The following is a 19,109-nucleotide window of genomic DNA, read 5'->3' on the forward strand; positions in this document are numbered from 1 at the left end:
GCGACTCCCGTCTTCGGGTCGTTCGTCTCGACTCGCTACAGAACTGCGTCGAGCGGGAATTGAACTTCGGTCGTTCTGCTCGCTCGCTGCGCTCGCTCGCGTCACTCTCTAGTTCAATTCCCTCGTGACGAAGACAGCCGCCGACGGGCCGAGGAGCGACACGAGGTCACTCCGGCCGTCGGCGACAGAACTGCGCCGAGCGGGAATTGAACCCGCGTCGATGGCTTGGAAGGCCATTGTCATACCACTAGACCACCGGCGCGCAGCCACTGCTACTGGCGGGGAGCATTAAGACGTTATCCTTTCCGGCGGACTACAACGCCACGAGTGTCGTCAGGACTTCGTAGACGGCGTACACCGTCACCGCGAGGATCAGCACTCGCAGGAGGTGGCCGACTGGATTGTTCGGCAGTTCGTCCCAGGCCGCCGCGAGGTCGACACCCTCCTGTGTACCGCCGTCTGCCGTGAGCGAGCCGCCGCCGGCACCGCCGGTCGTCAGCTGGCCGCCGCTGCCGACCGCCTCGTCGCCGAACAACGACGCCATCTCCCGGTCGCCACGGTCCAACGCCGCCTGGAAGGCGTCGTAGTCGTCGAACCGACTCGTCACCTGGCTGACGTACGACGCAGAACAGTCACACGCCTCGGCGATCTCCGCGTTCGTCGCGTCCGGGTTCTCGCGCCAGGTCAGGAGGATCTCCCGCTGGAGTTCCGTCTTCTCCGTCATACCGACTGTCACGACCCACAGATAATGGGTCTAGGGTTCGGAACCGCCGTCGGACGTGTCAGAGGAAACTAGACGATCAGTCGTCCGCGGGCGCCTCCGCCTCGTCACTCTCCTCTTCGACACGCGGCCCGCCGGCGTGGCCCTCGTGTGCGATGGCGGTCGCCATCAGTTCCGACGAGACCGCGGGCACGTCCGCCTCCGTCACCGGCCCCTCCTCGTCGATCTCCTCGGCCGAGCGGGGGAACTCGCGGGCCTCGTAGTGGATGCCGATGCCGGCCTTCGCGCCCTGGCCCATCGCCACCGGGATCTGGTTGTGGCCGGGGACGATGTCGCCGACGGCGCGGACCCCGTCCACGCTGGTCTCCCCGTGGTCGTCGACGGCGATCGTCCCGTCGTCGTTGCGCTCCACGCCCAGTTGGTCCGCGAGGTCCGCGTTGTAGTCGGAGCCGTACATCGGGAAGCCGCCGCGGTACTCCCGGCGGCTGTCGTCGGCGAACTCGAACGCGCGGAGCCAGCCGTTCTCGTCTTTCTGTATCCCGGTCACGTCCTCGTGGACGATCTCGACGGGGTGGCTCCGGAGCTGTTCGTCCGTCTCCTCGCTCCACTCCGGCTCGTCGCCGCGGGTGAGCAGGTCCACGTCGTCCGTGAAGTTGAGCATGATCATGGCGACGTGAGCGGCGGCCTCGCCGGTCCCCATCACCCACACCGGCTCGTCGACGAACATGTAGGCGTCACAGTGGAGACACCAGTGGAGCCCCTTCCCGGTCCGGGGCAACGGCGGGTCCGGTCGCTCGTCGGAGAAGCCGGTGGCGAGGACGACGTGGTCCGCTCCGAGCGCCTCGTCGTCGGCCGTCACCTGGAAGCGGGGGGTCTCGTCGTCCGCGTCCGCGCCCGTCTGTTCGATCCGGGAGACGAACCCCTGGCGGTAGTCCGCGCCGTAGCTCTCCACCTGTTCGCGGGCCGTCTGGAGGAACTCCACGCCGCTGACCTCCTCGGTCACCCCGATCACGTTGTGGGTGTCCGTCATCATCGCCGCGCGGCCGCCGCCGCGGTTGACGACCACCGTGTCGTGCCCCAGCCGGGTGGTGTAGAGTGCTGCCGTCAGCCCCGCGGGGCCGCCGCCCACGACCGCGACCTCGTAGTCTGCGTCGTCTGTCATCGTACAGTCGTTCGGGTCGCCAGCGGTAAAAACACGTCCGGTCGTGTAGCCGCGACAACACACCGAACGGGACGGCGACTCGGACGGCTCTGCGCCCCCGTTCGAAGCTACGGGGACTCGCCCCCGTTCGAAGTCGTCGAGACCCGCTCAGTCGTCCGCGCCGGACCGAGGCGGCTCCTCGGTCTCCGGCTCGGTGTCGTCCGACGCCGAGTCGTCGGTCGGGCCGTCCGGGCCGACGCGCCGGCTCCCGGGCATCGGCTGGCCGGCGACGTCGAGGAAGATCTCCTCCAGCGACGGCTCCTCCGTCCGGATGTCGAGCACACGGCCGCCGTCCGCCTCCACCCGTTCGCGCAGTGTGTCGACGGCGGTCATGTCCGGGAGCTCCGCGACGTGCCGGTCGCCGTCCGGCTCCGTCTCTGCCGTCGGCTGCGAGGTGAACACCCGGTATGTGGTGTCGCCGTACTCCGCCCGGATCTCCGGGACCGTCCCGCGGGCGACGATCCGTCCCTCGTTCATGATCGCCACCCGGTCACAGATCGACTCGACGTGGTACAGGTTGTGTGCCGAGAACAACACGGTCTTGCCCCGGTCCGCCAGTTCGCGGGTGAACTCCAACACGTAGTTCGTCGTCAGCGGGTCCAGCCCGGAGGCGGGCTCGTCGTACACGAGCACGGACGGGTCGTTGACCAGCGACCGGGCGATCGCCACCTTCCGACGCATCCCCTTCGACACGTCACCCAGCCGTCGTTCCCGGTGCTCCAACTCCAGTTCGTCCAACGCCTCGCCGATCCGCTCGTCCGCGACCTCTCGGGGCACGTCGTACAGGTCGGCGAAGAAACGGAGGTACGACAACGCCGTCATGTCCTCGTACAACGGCGACTCCTCCGGGAGGAACCCCAGGTCCGACCGTGTCGACGGCTCGTCGGCCGGCGCACCCGCCAGCCGAACCGTCCCGGCCGTCGGCTCCAGCAGTCCGGCGACGCTCTTCAGTGTGGTCGTCTTCCCGGCCCCGTTCGGGCCGACGATCCCGAAGATCTCCCCCGGCTCGACCGCGAAGCTGCTGTCGTCGACGGCGACGAACCCGTCGTACACCTTCCGCAGCCCCTCGACGCGGATCATACACCCTACACGGTGGCTGCCCGAGTAAAAGCCGTCGCCTCCGTGGGTCCCGGTCCCCCCGCGTGGACACGCTCTCGGTCGTGTCTACCGTCGGCGGCGTACCGTCTTCTCCCGCCAGCCTACCAGGGCCTCGGCGTGCCGCGTCTCCGCTCGCTCCGCGCCGGCACGAACTACTTCGAACGGGAGTCGGCTCTCCCGCGGGGTCAGTCGCCGGGCGTCGGGAGGGGTGTGTCCGAGGCGTCGGGAGTGCCGCCGTCGCCCGTCTCCGGCAGGCGAAAACGGTCGAACATCGCCGACAGCCGGTCGGCGTCTGTCGACAACGACGCCGCGTCGGCGGCGACGGCGTCGGCCGCAGACGCCCCCTCGTCGGTCGTCGCCGCGACCGTCTCCGTGTCGGCGGCGGTGTCGGCCGCCAGCGTCGCCACGGAGTCGACGTGGCCCGCGAGTTCGGAGGCGACCCGGGCCTGTTCGTCCGTCGCGGCCGACACCTCCGCCACCCCGTCGTCGATCTCCGCGACCGCGTCCGCGAGGTCGTCGAACCGGCCCAGTGCCCCCTCCACGCGGTCGACCGTCCGTGTCACCTCTCGTCGGGTCTCCTCGACGCTCGTCGCCGCCGCGTCCGCCCGTCGCTGTAGCTCGTCGGCCGTCGCCCGGATCTCCCCCGCCCGTTCGCGGCCCGCCTCCGACAGCTCCTGTACCTCCTGGGCCACGACCGCGAACCCGGCCGCGCCGTCCCCGTCCGCGCGCGCCGCCTCGATCGAGGCGTTGATCGCCAACAGGTTCGTCCGGTCGGCCAGTTCCTCGATCACGGAGGCGATCTCGTCGACCTCCTCGACCGCCTCCACCAACGCCGCCACCGTCTCCGCCGTCTCTGCCGTCCGGTCCGTCACCGTCTCCAGCTCCTCGACCGCAGACGCAGCCGCCGTCCGCCCCTCGTCGGCGAGCTCGTCCGCCTCGGCCGTCCGCTGGCGTACGTCCGTCGCCGACGCCGCCACCTCCTCCACCGTCGCCGACAGGTCGCTCACGTCCTCGCTCGCGGTCGCTAGCTCCCGTTGCTGTCTGTCGGCCGCCTGCGCGATCTCTGCGGCGGCGTCTGCGGCCGTCTCGCTCGTCTCCCGGAGCGCGTCCGCCCGACTTCTCACCTCGTCGGTCGTCGTCGCCACCGCGTCGGCGAAGGCGTCCGCCTCCGCCAGCGACGACGCCAGCGTCTCCAACAGGTCGTCGAAGTCCCGCGCCAACGCCTCGTAGCCCGCCGGCACCCGGTCGGGATCCACCCGGGCGGTCAGGTCGCCGTCTCTCGCGGCGTCGGCCGCCTCGCCGAACTGCTCGACCACCGTCTCCAACTCTCGGGTGTAACGCCGCAGTTCGGCCCGCATCGCCGACAGCGCGTCGCCGAACTCACCGGGCACCGTCTCGTCGAACGCCGGGTCGTCGAACGACCGGTCCGCGAGCGCCTCCGCCTGTCGTTCGACCGTCGTCAGCGACGCACGCATCTCCTCGACTGCCCGAGCGAGGTCGCCGATCTCGTCCGGCTGTGTCGGGTCCACGTCCGGGTGGTCGCCGACGGTCGTCTCCGGCACCCGACCGGCCGCCACCGACTCGACGACCGTCCGGAGCCGCTCGACGGGCGCGATCACGTTCCGTCGGGCGAGAATCGCCGTGTTGCCGAACGCGACGGCCGCCCCCACGAGCAACGCCGCCTGCGCCGTCAGTCGCACCGGTCCCGCCGGCAGCAGCAACGGTGCCCCGGCCTGCGCGAGCGACACCCCGAACTGGATCGTCACCGCCGCCAACACCGTTCGTTCGACGCTCTCGTCGACCCCCAGAGCCGACACCGACCAGTACAGCGTCGCAACGTACCGCTCGCGGAGGCTCACCGTCGTCCACCTCCGTCGCCGTCTTCGTCGCACAGTGCCGTCGTCGTCCGCCGAGTAGTTCGGATCATGCTACGGTGTCTGTGGTCGTCGCGGCCGTCTCGGCCACGCGTCTGTCGTCTCACTCACGAGTCGATCACTCTCCGGCAGAAGTCACTCCCTCGTTGTTGAATTCCGAGAATCGTCGCAAGCTACTCCCCGTGCCACTCGGGGTCGCGGTCCTCGAGGAAGGCGTCGATCCCCTCGTTGCCGTCGTGACTGCCGACTAGGCCGACGAACAGCTCCCGTTCGTGCGCCAGGCCGTCGTCCAACGGGCGCTGGGCGGCCGCTCGCACCGCCTCCGTCGCCCGCCGGACCGCGAGCGGGCTCTTCGCGGCGACCGTCTCCGCGAACGCCGTCACCCGGTCGTCCAGCTCCGCCGGCGGCACGGCCTCCTCCACGAGCCCGATCTCGGCGGCCCGGTCGGCGTCGATCACCTCCCCCGTGAGGATCAGCCGTAAGGCCTCGCCGGCGCCGACGAGCCGCGGCAGTCGTTGGGTGCCGCCGCCGCCCGGCATCAGCCCCAGGTCGATCTCCGGCTGGCCCAGCTTCGCGTCCGCTCGAGCGATCCGGAGGTCACACGCCTGTGCCAGCTCGCAGCCGCCCCCGAGCGCGTGGCCGTTCACTCGAGCGACGACCGGCACCGGACAGTCCGCGACCGTCTCGTACACGCGGGGGAACTCACTCGCCGCCCGTTGTTCGACCGCCGACCGCTCGCGCAGTTCCGTCACGTCCGCGCCGGCGACGAACGCCCGTGCCTCCGAGGAGCCCGTCAGGACGACCAATCGTACGTCCTCTGTGTCGCCAGTGGCGTCTGTGTCGCCAGTGGCGTCTGTGTCGCCGGTGGCGTCTGTGTCGCCGGTGGCGTCTGTGTCGCCAGTGGCGTCTGTGTCGCCAGTGGCGTCTGTCTCGGCGGCCCCCGCCTCTCCGACGGCGCTCGCCTCCCCGACGGCGTCGAAGGCGTCTCTCAGCGCCTCCCTGACGGCGGTGTTCAGCGCGTTCCGGGCGTCCGGGCGGTCGATCACCAGGTCCACGACACCCGGAGCACGCTCGCCGACGCTCGCCTCCAGCACGTCGCTGTCGGCGACCGCCGCGACGACCGGGTGGGCGTTCACTGTCGCCCCCCGACGCCGTCCGCGACGCCGACGATCTCACCCTCGTCCCAGACGTAGAACCCCTCGCCCGTCTTCTTGCCGAGCTTGCCCGCCCGGACCTTCCGGCGCAGCAACGCCGGCGGCTTGAACCGCTCGCCCAGCTCCTCCCGGAGGTGTTCGAGGATGTCCAGGCGCACGTCCAGTCCGACCGTGTCCGTCAGTTCGATGGGTCCGACCGGGTGGCCGTACCCTCGCTCCATCGCCTCGTCTACGTCGCGCGGGTCCGCGACGCCGGTCTCCAGCATCCGGACCGCCTCCACCCCCTGGAGTGCCCCCAGCCGCGAGGTGGCGAACCCCGGAGCGTCCGTCACCGTCACCGGTCGTTTCCCCAGCGCCGTCACGAACGACTCCGCGAACTCCCGAACGGCCGGGGTCGTCTGCTCTGCCAGCACCACCTCCACGAGATCCATCGCGTGGACCGGGTTGAAGAAGTGGAGGCCGACGACCCGTTCCGGGGCCGACAGCCCGGCGGCGACGCTCGTCAGCGGCAGCGACGACGTGTTCGACGCCACGACTGCGTCGGCCGGGAGGTGTGACTCCGCCTCCGACAACACCGCCGTCTTCAGCTCCAGCTCCTCCGGCACCGCCTCCACCGCCAGGTCGGCGTCGGCAGCCGCCGACCCGAGCTCCGTCGTCGTCTGGACCCGGTCGCGGACGGCTTCCGCCTCCGTTTCCGACAACAACCCCCGCGAGACGGCGTCGTCCGTCGTCGCCGCGAGGTACTCCTCGGCGGCGTCCAACTGCCCCGCGTCTACGTCCCGGAGCCGAACGTCACAGCCGGCGGCCGCACAGGCGTACGCGATCCCCCGGCCCATCGTCCCGCCGCCGAGCACACACACCGTCGTGTCGTCAGGGTCCATGCGCGTCACGGCGGCGCGACGGGAGAAAAGTTACCGGGATCTCCCCTGTCGAACGTTAACTCGGAGTCGACTCGTCACTGCCACATTTATCAGTCCGGTGCGACTACCCGCCCGACAATGCGACGAGCGAAGATAGTCTGTACGCTCGGGCCGGCCTCCGACGACCGGGAGACGGTGCGAGCGCTCGCCGAGGCGGGAATGTCCGTCGCCAGGCTCAACGCGAGCCACGGGACGACCGACGACCGCGCGAGTTTAGTCGAGACGATTCGGGCAGTAGACGACGCCGCGAGCCGGCCGTTGGCGGCGATGTTGGACCTCCAGGGTCCGGAGATCCGCACCGCCGAGATCGAGTCGCCGATCCACCTGGAGACGGGGTCGGAGATACGCTACCGAGAGGGTGACACCGCCACGCCGGAGACGGTCGGGCTGTCGTACCCGGTGGACGCCGCCGAGCCGGGCGACCGCATCCTGTTGGACGACGGTCGGATCGAGACGACCGTCACGGCCGTCGACGGGGACGAGGTCTGGGCGACCGTCGACTCCGGCGGTGAGCTCGACTCCCGGAAGGGGGTGAACCTCCCGGGGGTCGATCTCGACGTGAGCCCGGTGACGGAGAGTGACGAGGCGGAGCTCGACGTGGCCGCCGAGACGGACGTGGACTTCGTCGCCGCGTCGTTCGTCCGGGACGCGAGCGACGTGTACGCCGTCCGAGACGCCCTGGAGGCGCGTGGGTCCGGGGACGTACCGGTCGTCGCCAAGATCGAGCGTCGGGGCGCCGTCGAGAACTTAGAGGGGATCGTCGAAGCGGCCTACGGCGTGATGGTCGCCCGGGGTGACCTCGGGGTGGAGTGCCCGTTGGAGGACGTGCCCGTGATCCAGAAACGGATCATCCGGACGTGTGTCGAGTCGGGGACGCCCGTCATCACCGCGACAGAGATGCTGGACTCGATGGTGGCGGCCCGTCGGCCGACGCGTGCGGAGGCGTCCGACGTCGCCAACGCCGTGCTGGACGGCACGGACGCGGTCATGCTGTCGGGCGAGACGGCCGTCGGCGATCACCCCGTGCGAGTGGTAGAGACGATGGACCGGATCGTCCGACGCGTCGAGGACAGTGACGGCTACGCGGAGACCCGTGAGGAACGGGTACCCGTCGCCGACGACGACTCTCGGACGGAGGCGCTGGCCCGCTCTGCGCGGTTCCTCGCCCGGGACACGGACGCGGCCGCGGTGGTGGCCGCCTCCGAGTCGGGCTACACCGCCCGCAAGACCGCGAAGTTCCGGCCGGGCGTCCCGGTGGTCGCCACGACGCCCGACGACCACGTCCGTCGACAGCTCGCGCTCTCGTGGGGGGTCCGGCCGGTGTCGTCCGGCTACTCCCAGAGCGTCGAGGAGATAATGGACGACGCTGTCGACGCCGCTCTGGCGGCCGGCGTCGCCGACTCCGGCGACACGCTGGTCGTGCTCTCGGGGATGATGACGGAGTTGGAGGGCAACACGACGAACACGCTGAAGGTCCACGTCGCCGCCGAGACGATCGCCACCGGCCGGCACGTCACCGGAGGCCGGGTGTGTGGCCCGCTCGTCCGACTCGAGGACGGGGACCTCTCCGGGTTCCCCGACGGCGCCGTCGCCTACCTCCCGGCGACGTTCGACGACGAGTTCCACGGCGACACCGGGAAGTTCGCCGGCATCGTCGACGCCCGCGCCGGCACGACCGGCTACCCCGCGATCGTCGCCCGCGAACGGGAGGTGCCGATGGTGTCGGGGGCTCCCGTCCCCGGCCGGATCGACGACGAGGCGCTGGTCACGCTGGACGCCGAACGGGGCGTCGTCTACGAGGGTGACGTGCTGCGTCACGCCCGGAGCCGGTAGCTACTTCAAGACGAGCGTCCCACCGCTCAGCCCTTCCCACTCGACGCGGTAACCCAGCCGCGAGAGCGCGGCGCTGGCGTCGTCGATCCCGGCGTCTGTCAGCCGTTCGCTCGCGGTCTCGAACGACTGGCCGGCCGCGAGGTCGTCCGCGACCGCCTCCAGCACGGCCGGCCGGACGAGGGTGTCGCCGACCCGCTCGTGGTCCGGGAACCGAACGTCCGCGAGCGCGTCCGTCGGGACACCCCGGTCGGCCGCGAGGTCGGCGACGGCAACCGTGTCGGCGTCGGGCGACAGCGTCGCCGGCAGCGACGCCGTCGCCGTCTCGCGCAGCTCCGACTCGTAGCGGCGCAACACGTCGACCACGTCCTTCGGTCGGACGGCCTCGGAGTAGGTTATCACGTCCTGTCCCGTCGCGGCGGTCGCCTCACCGACGCCCAGCGACTCGTCGACGGCGACGAGCATCGCCACGTCCTCCAGCCCCCGGAACTGTGCCAGCTTCTTGTCGACGTACTCCGGGGTCCAGAAGCCGACGATCTCGAAGAACAGCCCGAAGTCGGCGTGGTCGTACACGAACGCGAAGTCCGGCACGGCCACCCGTGGCGCGTCGACCGCCGCCGTCTCCGTCCCCGCGGTCGCCCGTTCCGGGTCCACCACGAGCGGCTCCGGCTCCCGCACGAGCGTCCAGTCGAGATCCAGGGCCCGGAACCGGGCCGCGAACGACGACTCCACCCCGGAGTCGAAGGCGGGCTCCCCCGTCGGGTCACCCTCCGGCACCGGTACGTCCGCGTCCGACAGCCGGAGCGTCCGCTCCGTGGCCCGGTCGTCGACGGTCGCGGTCAGCTCCCACCGGGCGGCCGTCCGGGCGACCGTCCGGAGCAGGTTCGCGAACGCGACGCCGTACCGCCGGGTCCGGCGGAACAACGCGTCCGGCCCGGTGACGACGGCCTCGCGGCTGGACAGCGCGGGGGTCTCTCCCGTCGCCGGTGCTCCCGTCTCGAACACCTCGTACAGCAGTCCGGCCCGGGAGGCGGCCGACACGAGCGCCTTCGGGTCCGACGCCCGCAGTCGGACCTCCGTCGCGTCCAGTAGTGCCGCCGCCGCCAGCGCGAAGTCGTAACGGACACACAGCGACGCCGGCGTCGGCTCCGCCCCCAGTCGCGTGAGGATCTGTTCGGGTTCCCGGTCGGCGTACAGCGACGCCGCCACCGTCTCCGGGTCGGCACCTAACTCGTCGGCCGCCCGCGTCAACGCCCGCTCGCGGTCGGTCTCGTCGGCGACCCCGACCGTCTCGGCGGCCTCGAAGGCGGTCCGGCGCACCCGTTCGGGGGGGAGCGGCGACCGTGTCTCGAAGGTGGCCTCGTCGTCCAACAGCTTCGCCAGCCCGCGGACGAGTTTGAAGTCGTCCGTCTCCCGCTCCAGCGCGGTCACGGCCTCCGTCAGCGCTCGCCGGGGTTCGCCGACGTGGCCCTGGTAGACGCCGATCACCCGCCCGGCCAACTCGCGGGCGTCCGGGTCGTCTCCGAGGAACTGTGGGTGGTAGCCGCCGCCGGCCCGAGAGATTCGCCGGAGATCCTTCGTCAGCACACCGGCAGGTCGGGTGCCCAGTCGGATACCGGTCACGGACACCGGAAGACACACGGAGCCGGCGGCAAAGAGTAGTGTATGGGACTCGGAAGCACGGCCAAGAAGCTCCAGAAGGTCACCGACATCGCCGAGCAGCTGTTCAAACGCATCGATCAGATGCGCGGAGAGATCCAGAGCCTCCAGCAGGCTGTCGAGAGCACGGAGACGGACACGGCAGAGCTACGCCGTGAGGTCGCAGAGACCCGGGCGCTCGTGGAGGCGGTCGCCGAAGCGGAGGGAATCGACACTGAAGCGGCGCTGGCGGACGTCTCGTACCCGGAGACGGAAGGGCGAACGGTCGCGGACCGCGCGGAGGCAGAGGCGGAGGCGGGCGCAGACGAGGCCGGCGAGGCCGCCGACTGAGCCGGCGGCCCCCTGCCGACGGACAGACAGATACAGGTACCAGGGGCAACATTTGCCGAGCCGTGACGACACACACCGAGCCACTCGACTCCGTGCTGGAGACGGTGGGTGAGACGCCGCTCGTGCGGGTGAGCGCTTCGCCCGACGCCGTCCCGGTGTACGCGAAGCTGGAGTCGTTCAACCCGGGCGCGTCCGTGAAAGACCGGATCGGGAAGTACATGCTGGAGGGGATGTTGGCCGACGGTGACCTGGAGCCGGACGGCACCGTGATCGAGCCGACGGCCGGCAACACCGGCATCGGGCTGGCGGTCGCGGCCGGCCAACTCGACGTGGACGCCGTCTTCGTCGTTCCCGAGCGGTTCAGCGTCGAGAAACAACAGCTGATGAGAGCGCTCGACGCGGAGGTGGTCAACACACCCACCGACGAGGGGATGGGCGGTGCCATCGAGCGCGCCCACGAACTCGCCGAGGAGTTGGACGGCGGGGTCGTTCCTCAGCAGTTCCAGAATCCGTTGAACGCGGAGGCGCACTACGCCACGACCGCACCGGAGGTGTACGAGGCGCTGGACGGCGCGGTCGGGGCGATCGTCGCTGGGACCGGCACCGGCGGCACCCTCATGGGGATGGCGGAGTACGCCCTGGAGCGACAGCCGGACACCCGGATCGTCGCCGTCCAGCCGGAGGGGTCGATGTACGGCGCCTTCTTCGACGAGGAACCGGAGGAGGGGGAGTACAAGACGGAGGGGATCGGCACCCACGACCCGGCGACGAACGAACTGTTCGATCCGGACCTCGTCGACGACCTGGTGACGGTGTCCGACGAGGCGGTCCACGCGGAGATGCAACGACTCGCGGCCGAGGAGGGACAGTTGGTCGCCTCCAGCGCGGCCGCCAACTCGTTGGCGGCCCGGCGGGTCGCCCGCGAGATCCGCGACGGCGAGACGACGGTCCCGCACGAGGCCGTCGTCACCGTGTTCTGTGACTCCAGCGAGCGGTACCTCTCGAAGGGCGTGTACCGCTCGTTCGAGGAGTGGGAGGGGTGACCGGCCCCGGAACTCTTGACTCGGCGGGTGGTAGGCTGTGTCGATGGAGACAGTCAGCCACGCGGACGCGGACGGCGTCGAGGCGGTGCCGGACGTGGTCCTCCAACAGGGGGCGGCCGGCGAGGAGACGAGCGTCCAACAGTTCGAGATCGAACCGGGTGCGACGGTCCCGGAGCACAGTCACCCCCACGAACAGGCGGGCTACGTCGCACGCGGGGAGCTGACGTTCCTCGTCGACGGGGAGGAACGCGTCGTGTCGGCCGGCGACTCCTACGTCCTGGCGGGCGGTGAGCCACACGCCGCCGAGAACCGCGGCGACGAGCCGGTCGTCGGCGTCGACGTGTTCGCACCCCCGCGGACGGACCCGGACTGGGCGGAGTAGTCGACTACAGCAGTCGGTCGCGAGCCTCCTCCGTCCACAACACTCGGCCGCGGTAGAGGTACGGGCCACTGTTGTCGTCGAGGAACGTCTCGAACGCGTCACGGTCCATCTCGTGGCGACGGCGCTGCCCGTTGAGCCGCGGCCCGTCGTCGGCGTCGATTCGGGCGTGGACGACCTGCGCGCCGGCGCAGCCGGGCGAGAAGTTCCGGGCCGTCACCGTGTACCGGTCGTCGTCGGGCCGCGTCACCTCGTAGCGCGACGGCAGGATGTCGTCCGACTGGGAGACGACGTGTGTTCCGTCGCCGACCGCGAGGTAGTCGGGGTCGACCAACGCCTCGTGGCGTGCCGTCTGGGTCGCGCCGGCGACGGAGAAGCCGGAGGCCAACAGCCTGGCGAACGTCGCCCCGACGCCGGCGGCCATCCCGTCCAACACGTCCCGGCAGGTGACCACGCCGGCGACGCTGCCACGCTCCACGAGCGTGACGCCGTCCTCGTAGGAGTCGCAGGTGTTGAGGAAGAACGTCCGTGCGTTCGACTCTCGGAGCGTCGTCGGCGAGAAGACGCCGTCGGCACACGCGAGCCCGGTGGGCTCGCGGTGACCGACGAAGTGGAGGAGGTCCGTTCCGCGCTCGAGCGCCCGAGCGAGTTCTCCGACCGTCGGGTCGGTCAGCGTCGTCACGGCCAGCCCCAGGTCCTCGCTCCGACGGTCGTAGTGGCTCACTGCTCGTTCCAACTCCGCGTGTTCGTCGACACCACTGGAGACGGCCAACACGGACAGTGTCTCCGCTCCGTCGGCGTAGCGGTCGCGGTTGCGGAACCCCGCTGGCACGGCGTCGAACGCCGTGACGGGCTGGCCCGGGCCACTCCAGCCGTGGACGGTCCCACAGTCGTGTGCGGCCGCGATCCGACGCGAAGGGAGCGGGCGTGGCGGATCGCCGGCCCCGCCGGGCTCGTCGACACAGTGGCCGCCGTCCGTCCGTGGGCGCCGACACTCCCAGTCGCCGTCGACCACCTCCGCCGTCGAGAGGGTGCGGCCGCGGGGTGGCACCGGTGCCGGCAGCCTGTGGACCGTCCGGGCGAGCACCTCCAGGCTCTCGTACCGTGGGGCGACGGACACGGAGAGGTGCCAGTCGGGCAGCTCCGTGACGAGCGGCGCGAGCGGCGCGTCCAGGTACCGCGCGACCCGTTGCGCGAGCGGGGCGTCGTACAGTCGCTCGGGGTCGATCCCGACGCGCGACAGCTTCGTCGCCGCCGACACCGGGGGGCCGTACGGACCGACCCCACGGACCAGGTGATCGCCGAAGAAGGCCGTTTCGAGCACCCGCGCCGCCCGGCTCGCGTAGCCGGTCGCGCCCCCGGGATGTGTCACGTCGTCGTGAGTCGACACCGGTCCGGACGGGCCCAGCGACACCGACCGCCCGTCGAGGTCGAGCCGCGGCGTCGCGCCGTCGACCACCTCTACCGCCGCCCCGAGGTAGTACGCGAGCGTCGTGCTCGTCAAGACGGTCTGGAGGTCACGCGGGAGCGTGAGCGTAACGCCGGTGTCGTCGTCGAGCCGTTCCGTCACCGACGGGGACACCGTCGTCTCCGAGCCGAAGGCGACGCGCGGCGCCGGATCCCTGACGCTGGGCCACGACCGATCCGGGGTCGTCAGCTCGGCGCCGGCTGCGAACGTCTCCACCGCCGCCGCCACCCCCTCGACCGTCCGCGGCACCGTCACCGTCCCGGTCGGCTCGTCGACGGACGGCTCGAACCCGACGGAGACGGGGGTCGGTTCTCCGAACTCGACGGTGACGTGCTCCAGCCCGGACCGAGAGACCCGGACGGGCCCGTCGACGCGGACGAACGTCCTGACGGGCGCCAGGATCCGGACGAGGTACGACCCAGCCGGGAGCGACACCCGCTGTCCGGTCCAGTTGTGCACGTGGTACTCCCCACTCTCCAGGTCGGCTACCTCCACCTGCACGTCCGGCGCGACGAGCCCCCGGGTCTCGGCGGCGACGACCGCCGCCGGCTCGTCGGGGCCGTCCACCCGCTCGGCCAGCGTCTCCGCGACCGAGGGGGCCTCCGTCGTCGACTCCCAGCCGTCCGTCTCGAACTGGGTGACCGTGCCGTCGCTGTCGACGACCCGAAAGCCGGACATCGTCCGGGAGAACTCCATCCTCGATGTGTCAGTTGGAAACGAAAGAATAATAAACTAACCGATGGTTTCGCACCGGAACGAGGAACGAAACCGGGCGATCAGGCCAGCTCTTCGATGCGTTCGGCGACTTCCGTGGCAAACTGCGAGGTGCCCAGCTTCGTGGCGTCCTCGCGCTGGCGCTCTAAGTCGTAGGTGACGCGCCCGGAGACGATCTGTTCTTCGACGGCGTCACGCACGAGTTCGGCGGCGTCGTCCCAGCCCATGTACTCCAGCATGATCCGGCCCGAGAGGATGATCGCCGAGGGGTTCACCTTGTCCTCGCCGGCGTACTTCGGCGCCGAGCCGTGGACCGGCTCCGCCAGCACGCGACCGTGGCCGAAGTTGGCGCCCGGTGCGATCCCGAGCCCGCCGATCTGTGCGCCGGCGGCGTCAGAGAGGTAGTCCCCGTTCAGGTTCGGCATCGCCAGTACGTCGTACTGGTCCGTCCGGGTCAACAGCTGTTGGAGCATGTTGTCCGCGATCCGGTCGTTGACGACGACGGCGTCCTCGGGCGCCTCGCCGTCGCGCTCCTCCCACAGCGTGTCCTCCGTGATGACGTTCTCGCCGTACTCCTCGCGGGCGACCTCGTAGCCCCAGTCGCGGAACTGCCCTTCGGTGAACTTCATGATGTTCCCCTTGTGGACCAGGGTGACGGAGTCGCGGTCGTTCTCCAGGGCGTAGTCGATGGCCTCGCGGACGAGCCGCTTCGTCCCGAACTCCGTGATCGGCTTGATCCCGATCCCGACCGGGCCCTCGTGGATGGAGTCGTACCCCATCTCGTCTTCGATGAACTCGCGGACCCGTTCGACTTCCTCGGTCCCCTCCTCGAACTCGATCCCGGAGTAGACGTCTTCCGTGTTCTCGCGGAACGTCACCATGTCCATCTCCTCGGGTGCCTTCACGGGCGAGGAGACGCCGTCGAGGTAGTAGGTCGGCCGGACGTTGGCGTACATGTCCAGCGTCTGGCGTAAGGCGACGTTCAGCGACCGGAAGCCGGAGCCGACCGGCGTCGTCAGCGGCCCCTTCAGCGCGACGCGGTGCTCGCGGATCGCCTCTACCGTCTCCGTTGGCAGATTCTCGTCGTACTTCTCCCGGGCCGTCTCGCCCGCGTACACCCGCATCCAGTTGATCTCGCGGCCGGTCGCCTCTGCCGCGGCGCTCAGAACCTCCTCTGCGGCCGGCCCCACGTCCTCGCCCGTCCCGTCGCCGTAGAGAATCGGCACGATCGGGTCGTCGGGGACGTTCAGTTCACCCGTCTCCTCGTCGGCGAGCGTGATCTTCGAACCCGTCTCCGGGGCCTCGATGTGCTCGTAGCTCATAGACACGTCGGATTTTCCGTGGGGCTGGTAAATGCCTGCCGTTCTCCGCGTTCGGCGGTGTGAGCCCGGTTGTGCGACTGTGTGACGTGTGGTCAGGGTGTGGTTGGCGTGAGATTTGCGGGGAGCGGTGGTGGGGGGTCAGTCTGTGAGGTCGTCGATTACGTCTTCGCGGAACTGGCGGTGACCGTCCAATTCATCAAGATCGGACTTTTCGATTCGTTCAAGTGACTCGTGGGCGCGGCGGAGTGCTTCGGTGTTGTTGCCGAGTTCGCGGTGAGCACGGATCGCGTTGCGGTCTGTCTTCAGGAACTCTCTGAAGTCGTCAATCTTGTCGTTTATCGCCGCCGCGTCCTCGAACTTCTCTCTCGCGTCGTCCCAGTCGTCCGTTTCCTCGGCAAGTACTCCAAGATTGTTGAGACTCTTTGCTTGGCCAACTGTGTCTCCTAATCCCCTTGATAGTTCTAGGCTTTCTTTGTAATATTCTCTTGCTTCAGAGTATATTCGTTTGTTCTGCGCTATTAGTCCAAGATTGTTGAGAGTTGTTGCCCGGCCGGCTGCATCGTCTAGCTCTTTTTTTAGCTTTAGGCTTTTTTTGTGGTATTTCTTTGCAATCGCGTAGTTTTCTTGGTTACGTGCGATTAGTCCGAGGTTCTCGGAACACGCTGCCAGACCGGATCTGTGATTTATTTCCTCAAACATGTTTCTACTTTTCTCATAGTACTTTTTTGCATTCTGGTAATTTTTTTGTCGTAGAGCTACTGATCCAAGATTGTGAAAACTCGTTGCACGACCAGCGATGTCGTTCAGTTCATCTTTTAGTTCCAAACTTTTTTTATGATACTTTTCTGCTTTATTTAAATTCCCTCTTCTTTTTTCAATTAAACCAAGATTCCCGAGAGCCGCTGCTTCCATGCTGTCGTCCTCAGTCTTCTCCAGAACGAACTCGTTTTCATCTGTCGCGTCGTCTAACTCCCCGGAATTAAGTTTCATCAATCCACGCAGATTCGCAAGCCGCTGACGGCTCCACGAGTCCGGTGGGTTGATGCCGGACTCCTCAGTCTTCCCGAACAGTGGTGTCAGCTTAGGCCGTCGCGCACCAATCTCGAATATCTCGAGCAGGAATTGTCCTCGAGACTCGTCGTACGGGTCGACTGACAACTCGTTTAGACAGTTCTCAAAGGACTGTCGACCAACTGCATCCTTTGCCAGTCGAACCAGAAACAGCTCTGACCACAACTCGTGGTTCGTCCCGAACGAGTTACCATCGCGGCTAAAAACAACTTTTTCATCCATATCGCCTCCTAGTAATCTAGTCACTTCGTTTTGTTCTTCCACATTACTGGCCAACCCGAGCAGTGATTGCTCTCGCACCGTGAACCCGGCTGCGTTCAGAACGTTCACTCCGATTGCGGTCTGACGGCGAAGCCGATCGGCCGCCGATAGACCTGTCTCTGGGCCATCGGGAGTTACGTCGTTATACACCTCCGCAACATGCCTCTCCAACGAAAACTCCGAGTTACTCCAATCTACCACAGGATGGCCAACGGGAAAGAAGTACGACAGCAACAGCATCGCGCTCGCCTGATTGTCGTCGGTGATCCGGTCGTGAATCCTCTCGGGGTCCATCCGCACCGACTGCCCAGTCGCCCGCTCGAAGCTGTCGATCACCCACTCCGTCTCGGTCGCTGTCAGCCCGCCCAGCGAAACCGTGTCGAGATTGTTCTTTGCAGCGATAATATCCCCCCAGCGATTACTGTCGGGCGCGACCATGTCCGCGTCAGTGTCGTCGTCGGCAAGCCTCCGCGCCGTCTCGGTGATCCCGTCGTCCCACTCCGTCTCGCGGGAGTCGAACAGGAAACTCACCTCCTCGTCGTCCGCGAACTCGTCCAGCAGCGTGAACACGGGGAGGTGTGGCCGTCGTGTCGCGTCCGAGACGATCACCAACACCGGCTCTGGAGTCCGACGAATCGCCGCGGCGAGTTCGTCGGTGTCGGTGATCTGCGCGCCGCTGCCGCGGTCGCGGTAGAGCACGCGACCGACGCCCTCCTCACCGTCCTCACCCATCCGCCACTGCTCTGCCACCTGACGGACGAGCGTGGACTTACCCGCCCCCGGAGCGCCGAGAACGACCCGTGCGCCCCCATCACGTAGCTTCTCGACCAACTCCGTCGTGAGCGAGCCCGACTCTTGATCGGGCGACACGCGATCCGCGGCGAATCCGCGGTGGATCTCGGCGAAGCGGAACTCCCGTCGCCAGCACGCCTCCGGGTCGACATCCGAGTCGTCGGTGAACCGCTCGGGCGGCAGCCAGGTGAAGCCGTGATCCGTCACGTCCACGGGGTCGCCATCCATCAGCGCCGCCGCGAGTGTATCCGGCACACGGCGACGCCGGTAGAGCCGTCTGGCGAACCTGTCGAGCCCGCTCCCGAAGAGCCGTTTCCGCACCGTCTTCGACGCGGTCGCGGCGAGAAGTCCACCCACACCGAGCGAGGTGACGACCCCGGCGGTCGTCGTGAGGAACCGCAAGACCCCGGAGACGACACTGGCGAGGTCCATGCACTCGTTACCGTACTAGCCGGCAAAAAGATACCGCCGGTGCCCCGGAGCGACGTGGTGGCGTCGTCGCAGCGCAACGACCGGCAGACCCTCCCGTACCGCGTTCACGCACCGGACTCCTCGTCGTCGCCGCTGGGTCGCCGCACCGACAGCCGGGCGACGTTCTCGCGGGAGACGCGTGTGAGTCCGGAGCCTCGCGGCCGACGGAGGTCGGGGGCTCGATCAGACCGCCGGACGTTCCCGAGTAGGATGTCGTCGTCGCCAGGCCGTGAGTCGAACGCCGCAACCTCGCCGACGACGCGACTCCCGTCCGTCGTCAGCAGTTCGACCGTGTCTCCGGGCCCGAGGCTGTCGACGAGTCGCTCCCAGGGTCGTGTGCGACGGGAGCCACCGCGTCGGCCCTCGAACAGACGACGCTTCGCCAGCCCGCAGGCGTACCCCCCGAGCACCGCGACGACGACCTGCGACGCAATCAGGTTCACCGACTCCAGAACCGACAGCCGCGAAATCGTCTGAACGGCCAGTTCGCGGTCTACGACGAACCACTCCGGCGACAGGAACGCGAGCGGGGCGAACCGAACCGTCGGCACGAGTTCTCGCCACAGCGCCACGGCCGCCAGCGACAGGAACCCCCCGACGGCCATCGACACGAGTCGGTTCACCCGGCCGTCGTTCTCCAGTGCGACGTTCGCCCAGTAGTACGCCCGCACCGCGAAGTAGCCCGGCACGAGCAAGAATAGGAAGAAGAACAGCTGTCGGCCCAGCGAGACGCCGGTCTGTGCGACGGCTGCCGCCATGCGACCGACGATGTTGACTATCATTTTAACACTCACGGTTCGA

Annotated in this window: 15 protein-coding genes and 1 tRNA gene; 4 read left to right on the forward strand and 12 right to left on the reverse strand. The window is 68.6% G+C overall.

The window, feature by feature from the left end:
• Positions 1–191: 191 nt before the first annotated feature.
• From RYH79_RS09830 to RYH79_RS09860, 7 genes are all read right to left on the reverse strand, one after another.
• A tRNA-Gly gene (locus RYH79_RS09830) sits at positions 192–262 on the reverse strand.
• 51 nt (positions 263–313) lie between these two features.
• The gene (locus RYH79_RS09835) at positions 314–724 is read right to left on the reverse strand and encodes a MarR family transcriptional regulator (RefSeq protein WP_370898614.1); all 411 of its coding nucleotides are present in this window, start codon (positions 722–724) and stop codon (positions 314–316) included.
• A gap of 76 nt (positions 725–800) precedes the next feature.
• On the reverse strand, positions 801–1,883 hold the full coding sequence (locus RYH79_RS09840) for an NAD(P)/FAD-dependent oxidoreductase (protein WP_370898616.1): 1,083 nt from the start codon (positions 1,881–1,883) through the stop codon (positions 801–803).
• Between the two features lie 147 nt (positions 1,884–2,030).
• Entirely contained in the window at positions 2,031–3,002 is a 972-nt protein-coding gene (locus RYH79_RS09845) for an ABC transporter ATP-binding protein (RefSeq protein ID WP_370898618.1), read from the reverse strand.
• Between the two features lie 203 nt (positions 3,003–3,205).
• Entirely contained in the window at positions 3,206–4,879 is a 1,674-nt protein-coding gene (locus RYH79_RS09850; protein ID WP_370898620.1) for a methyl-accepting chemotaxis protein, read from the reverse strand.
• A 188-nt stretch (positions 4,880–5,067) separates the two neighbouring features.
• A complete protein-coding gene (locus RYH79_RS09855) occupies positions 5,068–6,030 on the reverse strand; it encodes an enoyl-CoA hydratase/isomerase family protein (protein ID WP_370898622.1) in 963 nt (320 codons plus the stop codon).
• Entirely contained in the window at positions 6,027–6,929 is a 903-nt protein-coding gene (locus RYH79_RS09860; protein ID WP_370898624.1) for a 3-hydroxyacyl-CoA dehydrogenase family protein, read from the reverse strand. Before RYH79_RS09860 ends, RYH79_RS09855 begins: the two co-directional genes overlap by 4 nt.
• A gap of 117 nt (positions 6,930–7,046) precedes the next feature.
• Here RYH79_RS09860 and pyk point away from each other — a divergent pair, with 117 nt between their 5' ends.
• Positions 7,047–8,801, forward strand: coding sequence for a pyruvate kinase (gene pyk, locus RYH79_RS09865; RefSeq protein ID WP_370898626.1), 1,755 nt, complete (start codon positions 7,047–7,049; stop codon positions 8,799–8,801).
• Here pyk and RYH79_RS09870 read toward each other — a convergent pair whose 3' ends face one another.
• Positions 8,802–10,385, reverse strand: a complete 1,584-nt coding sequence (locus tag RYH79_RS09870; RefSeq protein ID WP_370898628.1) for a DUF790 family protein — start codon at positions 10,383–10,385, stop codon at positions 8,802–8,804. It lies immediately after the preceding gene.
• A 78-nt stretch (positions 10,386–10,463) separates the two neighbouring features.
• Between RYH79_RS09870 and RYH79_RS09875 the strand changes: the two genes are divergently transcribed.
• The 3 genes from RYH79_RS09875 (at position 10,464) to RYH79_RS09885 (ending at position 12,212) form a co-directional block, all read left to right on the forward strand.
• Positions 10,464–10,787, forward strand: coding sequence for a DUF5798 family protein (locus RYH79_RS09875; RefSeq protein WP_370898630.1), 324 nt, complete (start codon positions 10,464–10,466; stop codon positions 10,785–10,787).
• A gap of 62 nt (positions 10,788–10,849) precedes the next feature.
• Complete coding sequence (locus RYH79_RS09880) at positions 10,850–11,830, forward strand: PLP-dependent cysteine synthase family protein (protein WP_370898632.1); 981 nt, start codon at positions 10,850–10,852, stop codon at positions 11,828–11,830.
• A 43-nt stretch (positions 11,831–11,873) separates the two neighbouring features.
• Entirely contained in the window at positions 11,874–12,212 is a 339-nt protein-coding gene (locus tag RYH79_RS09885) for a cupin domain-containing protein (RefSeq protein ID WP_370898634.1), read from the forward strand.
• Between the two features lie 4 nt (positions 12,213–12,216).
• Here RYH79_RS09885 and RYH79_RS09890 read toward each other — a convergent pair whose 3' ends face one another.
• The 4 genes from RYH79_RS09890 to RYH79_RS09905 all read right to left on the reverse strand — a co-directional run bounded on the left by RYH79_RS09890 (position 12,217) and on the right by RYH79_RS09905 (position 19,066).
• A complete protein-coding gene (locus RYH79_RS09890; protein WP_370898636.1) occupies positions 12,217–14,355 on the reverse strand; it encodes a hypothetical protein in 2,139 nt (712 codons plus the stop codon).
• A 98-nt stretch (positions 14,356–14,453) separates the two neighbouring features.
• Complete coding sequence (gene icd, locus RYH79_RS09895; RefSeq protein WP_370898638.1) at positions 14,454–15,713, reverse strand: isocitrate dehydrogenase (NADP(+)); 1,260 nt, start codon at positions 15,711–15,713, stop codon at positions 14,454–14,456.
• Positions 15,714–15,851: 138 nt separating this feature from the next.
• Complete coding sequence (locus RYH79_RS09900) at positions 15,852–18,269, reverse strand: tetratricopeptide repeat protein (RefSeq protein WP_370898640.1); 2,418 nt, start codon at positions 18,267–18,269, stop codon at positions 15,852–15,854.
• 104 nt (positions 18,270–18,373) lie between these two features.
• Positions 18,374–19,066 (reverse strand): DUF6338 family protein, encoded by a 693-nt coding sequence (locus RYH79_RS09905; RefSeq protein ID WP_370898642.1) that lies wholly within the window; start codon positions 19,064–19,066, stop codon positions 18,374–18,376.
• Positions 19,067–19,109: the final 43 nt, after the last annotated feature.

Source organism: Halobaculum sp. MBLA0143 (genome assembly GCF_041361465.1).
Taxonomy (GTDB): Archaea; Halobacteriota; Halobacteria; order Halobacteriales; family Haloferacaceae; genus JAHENP01.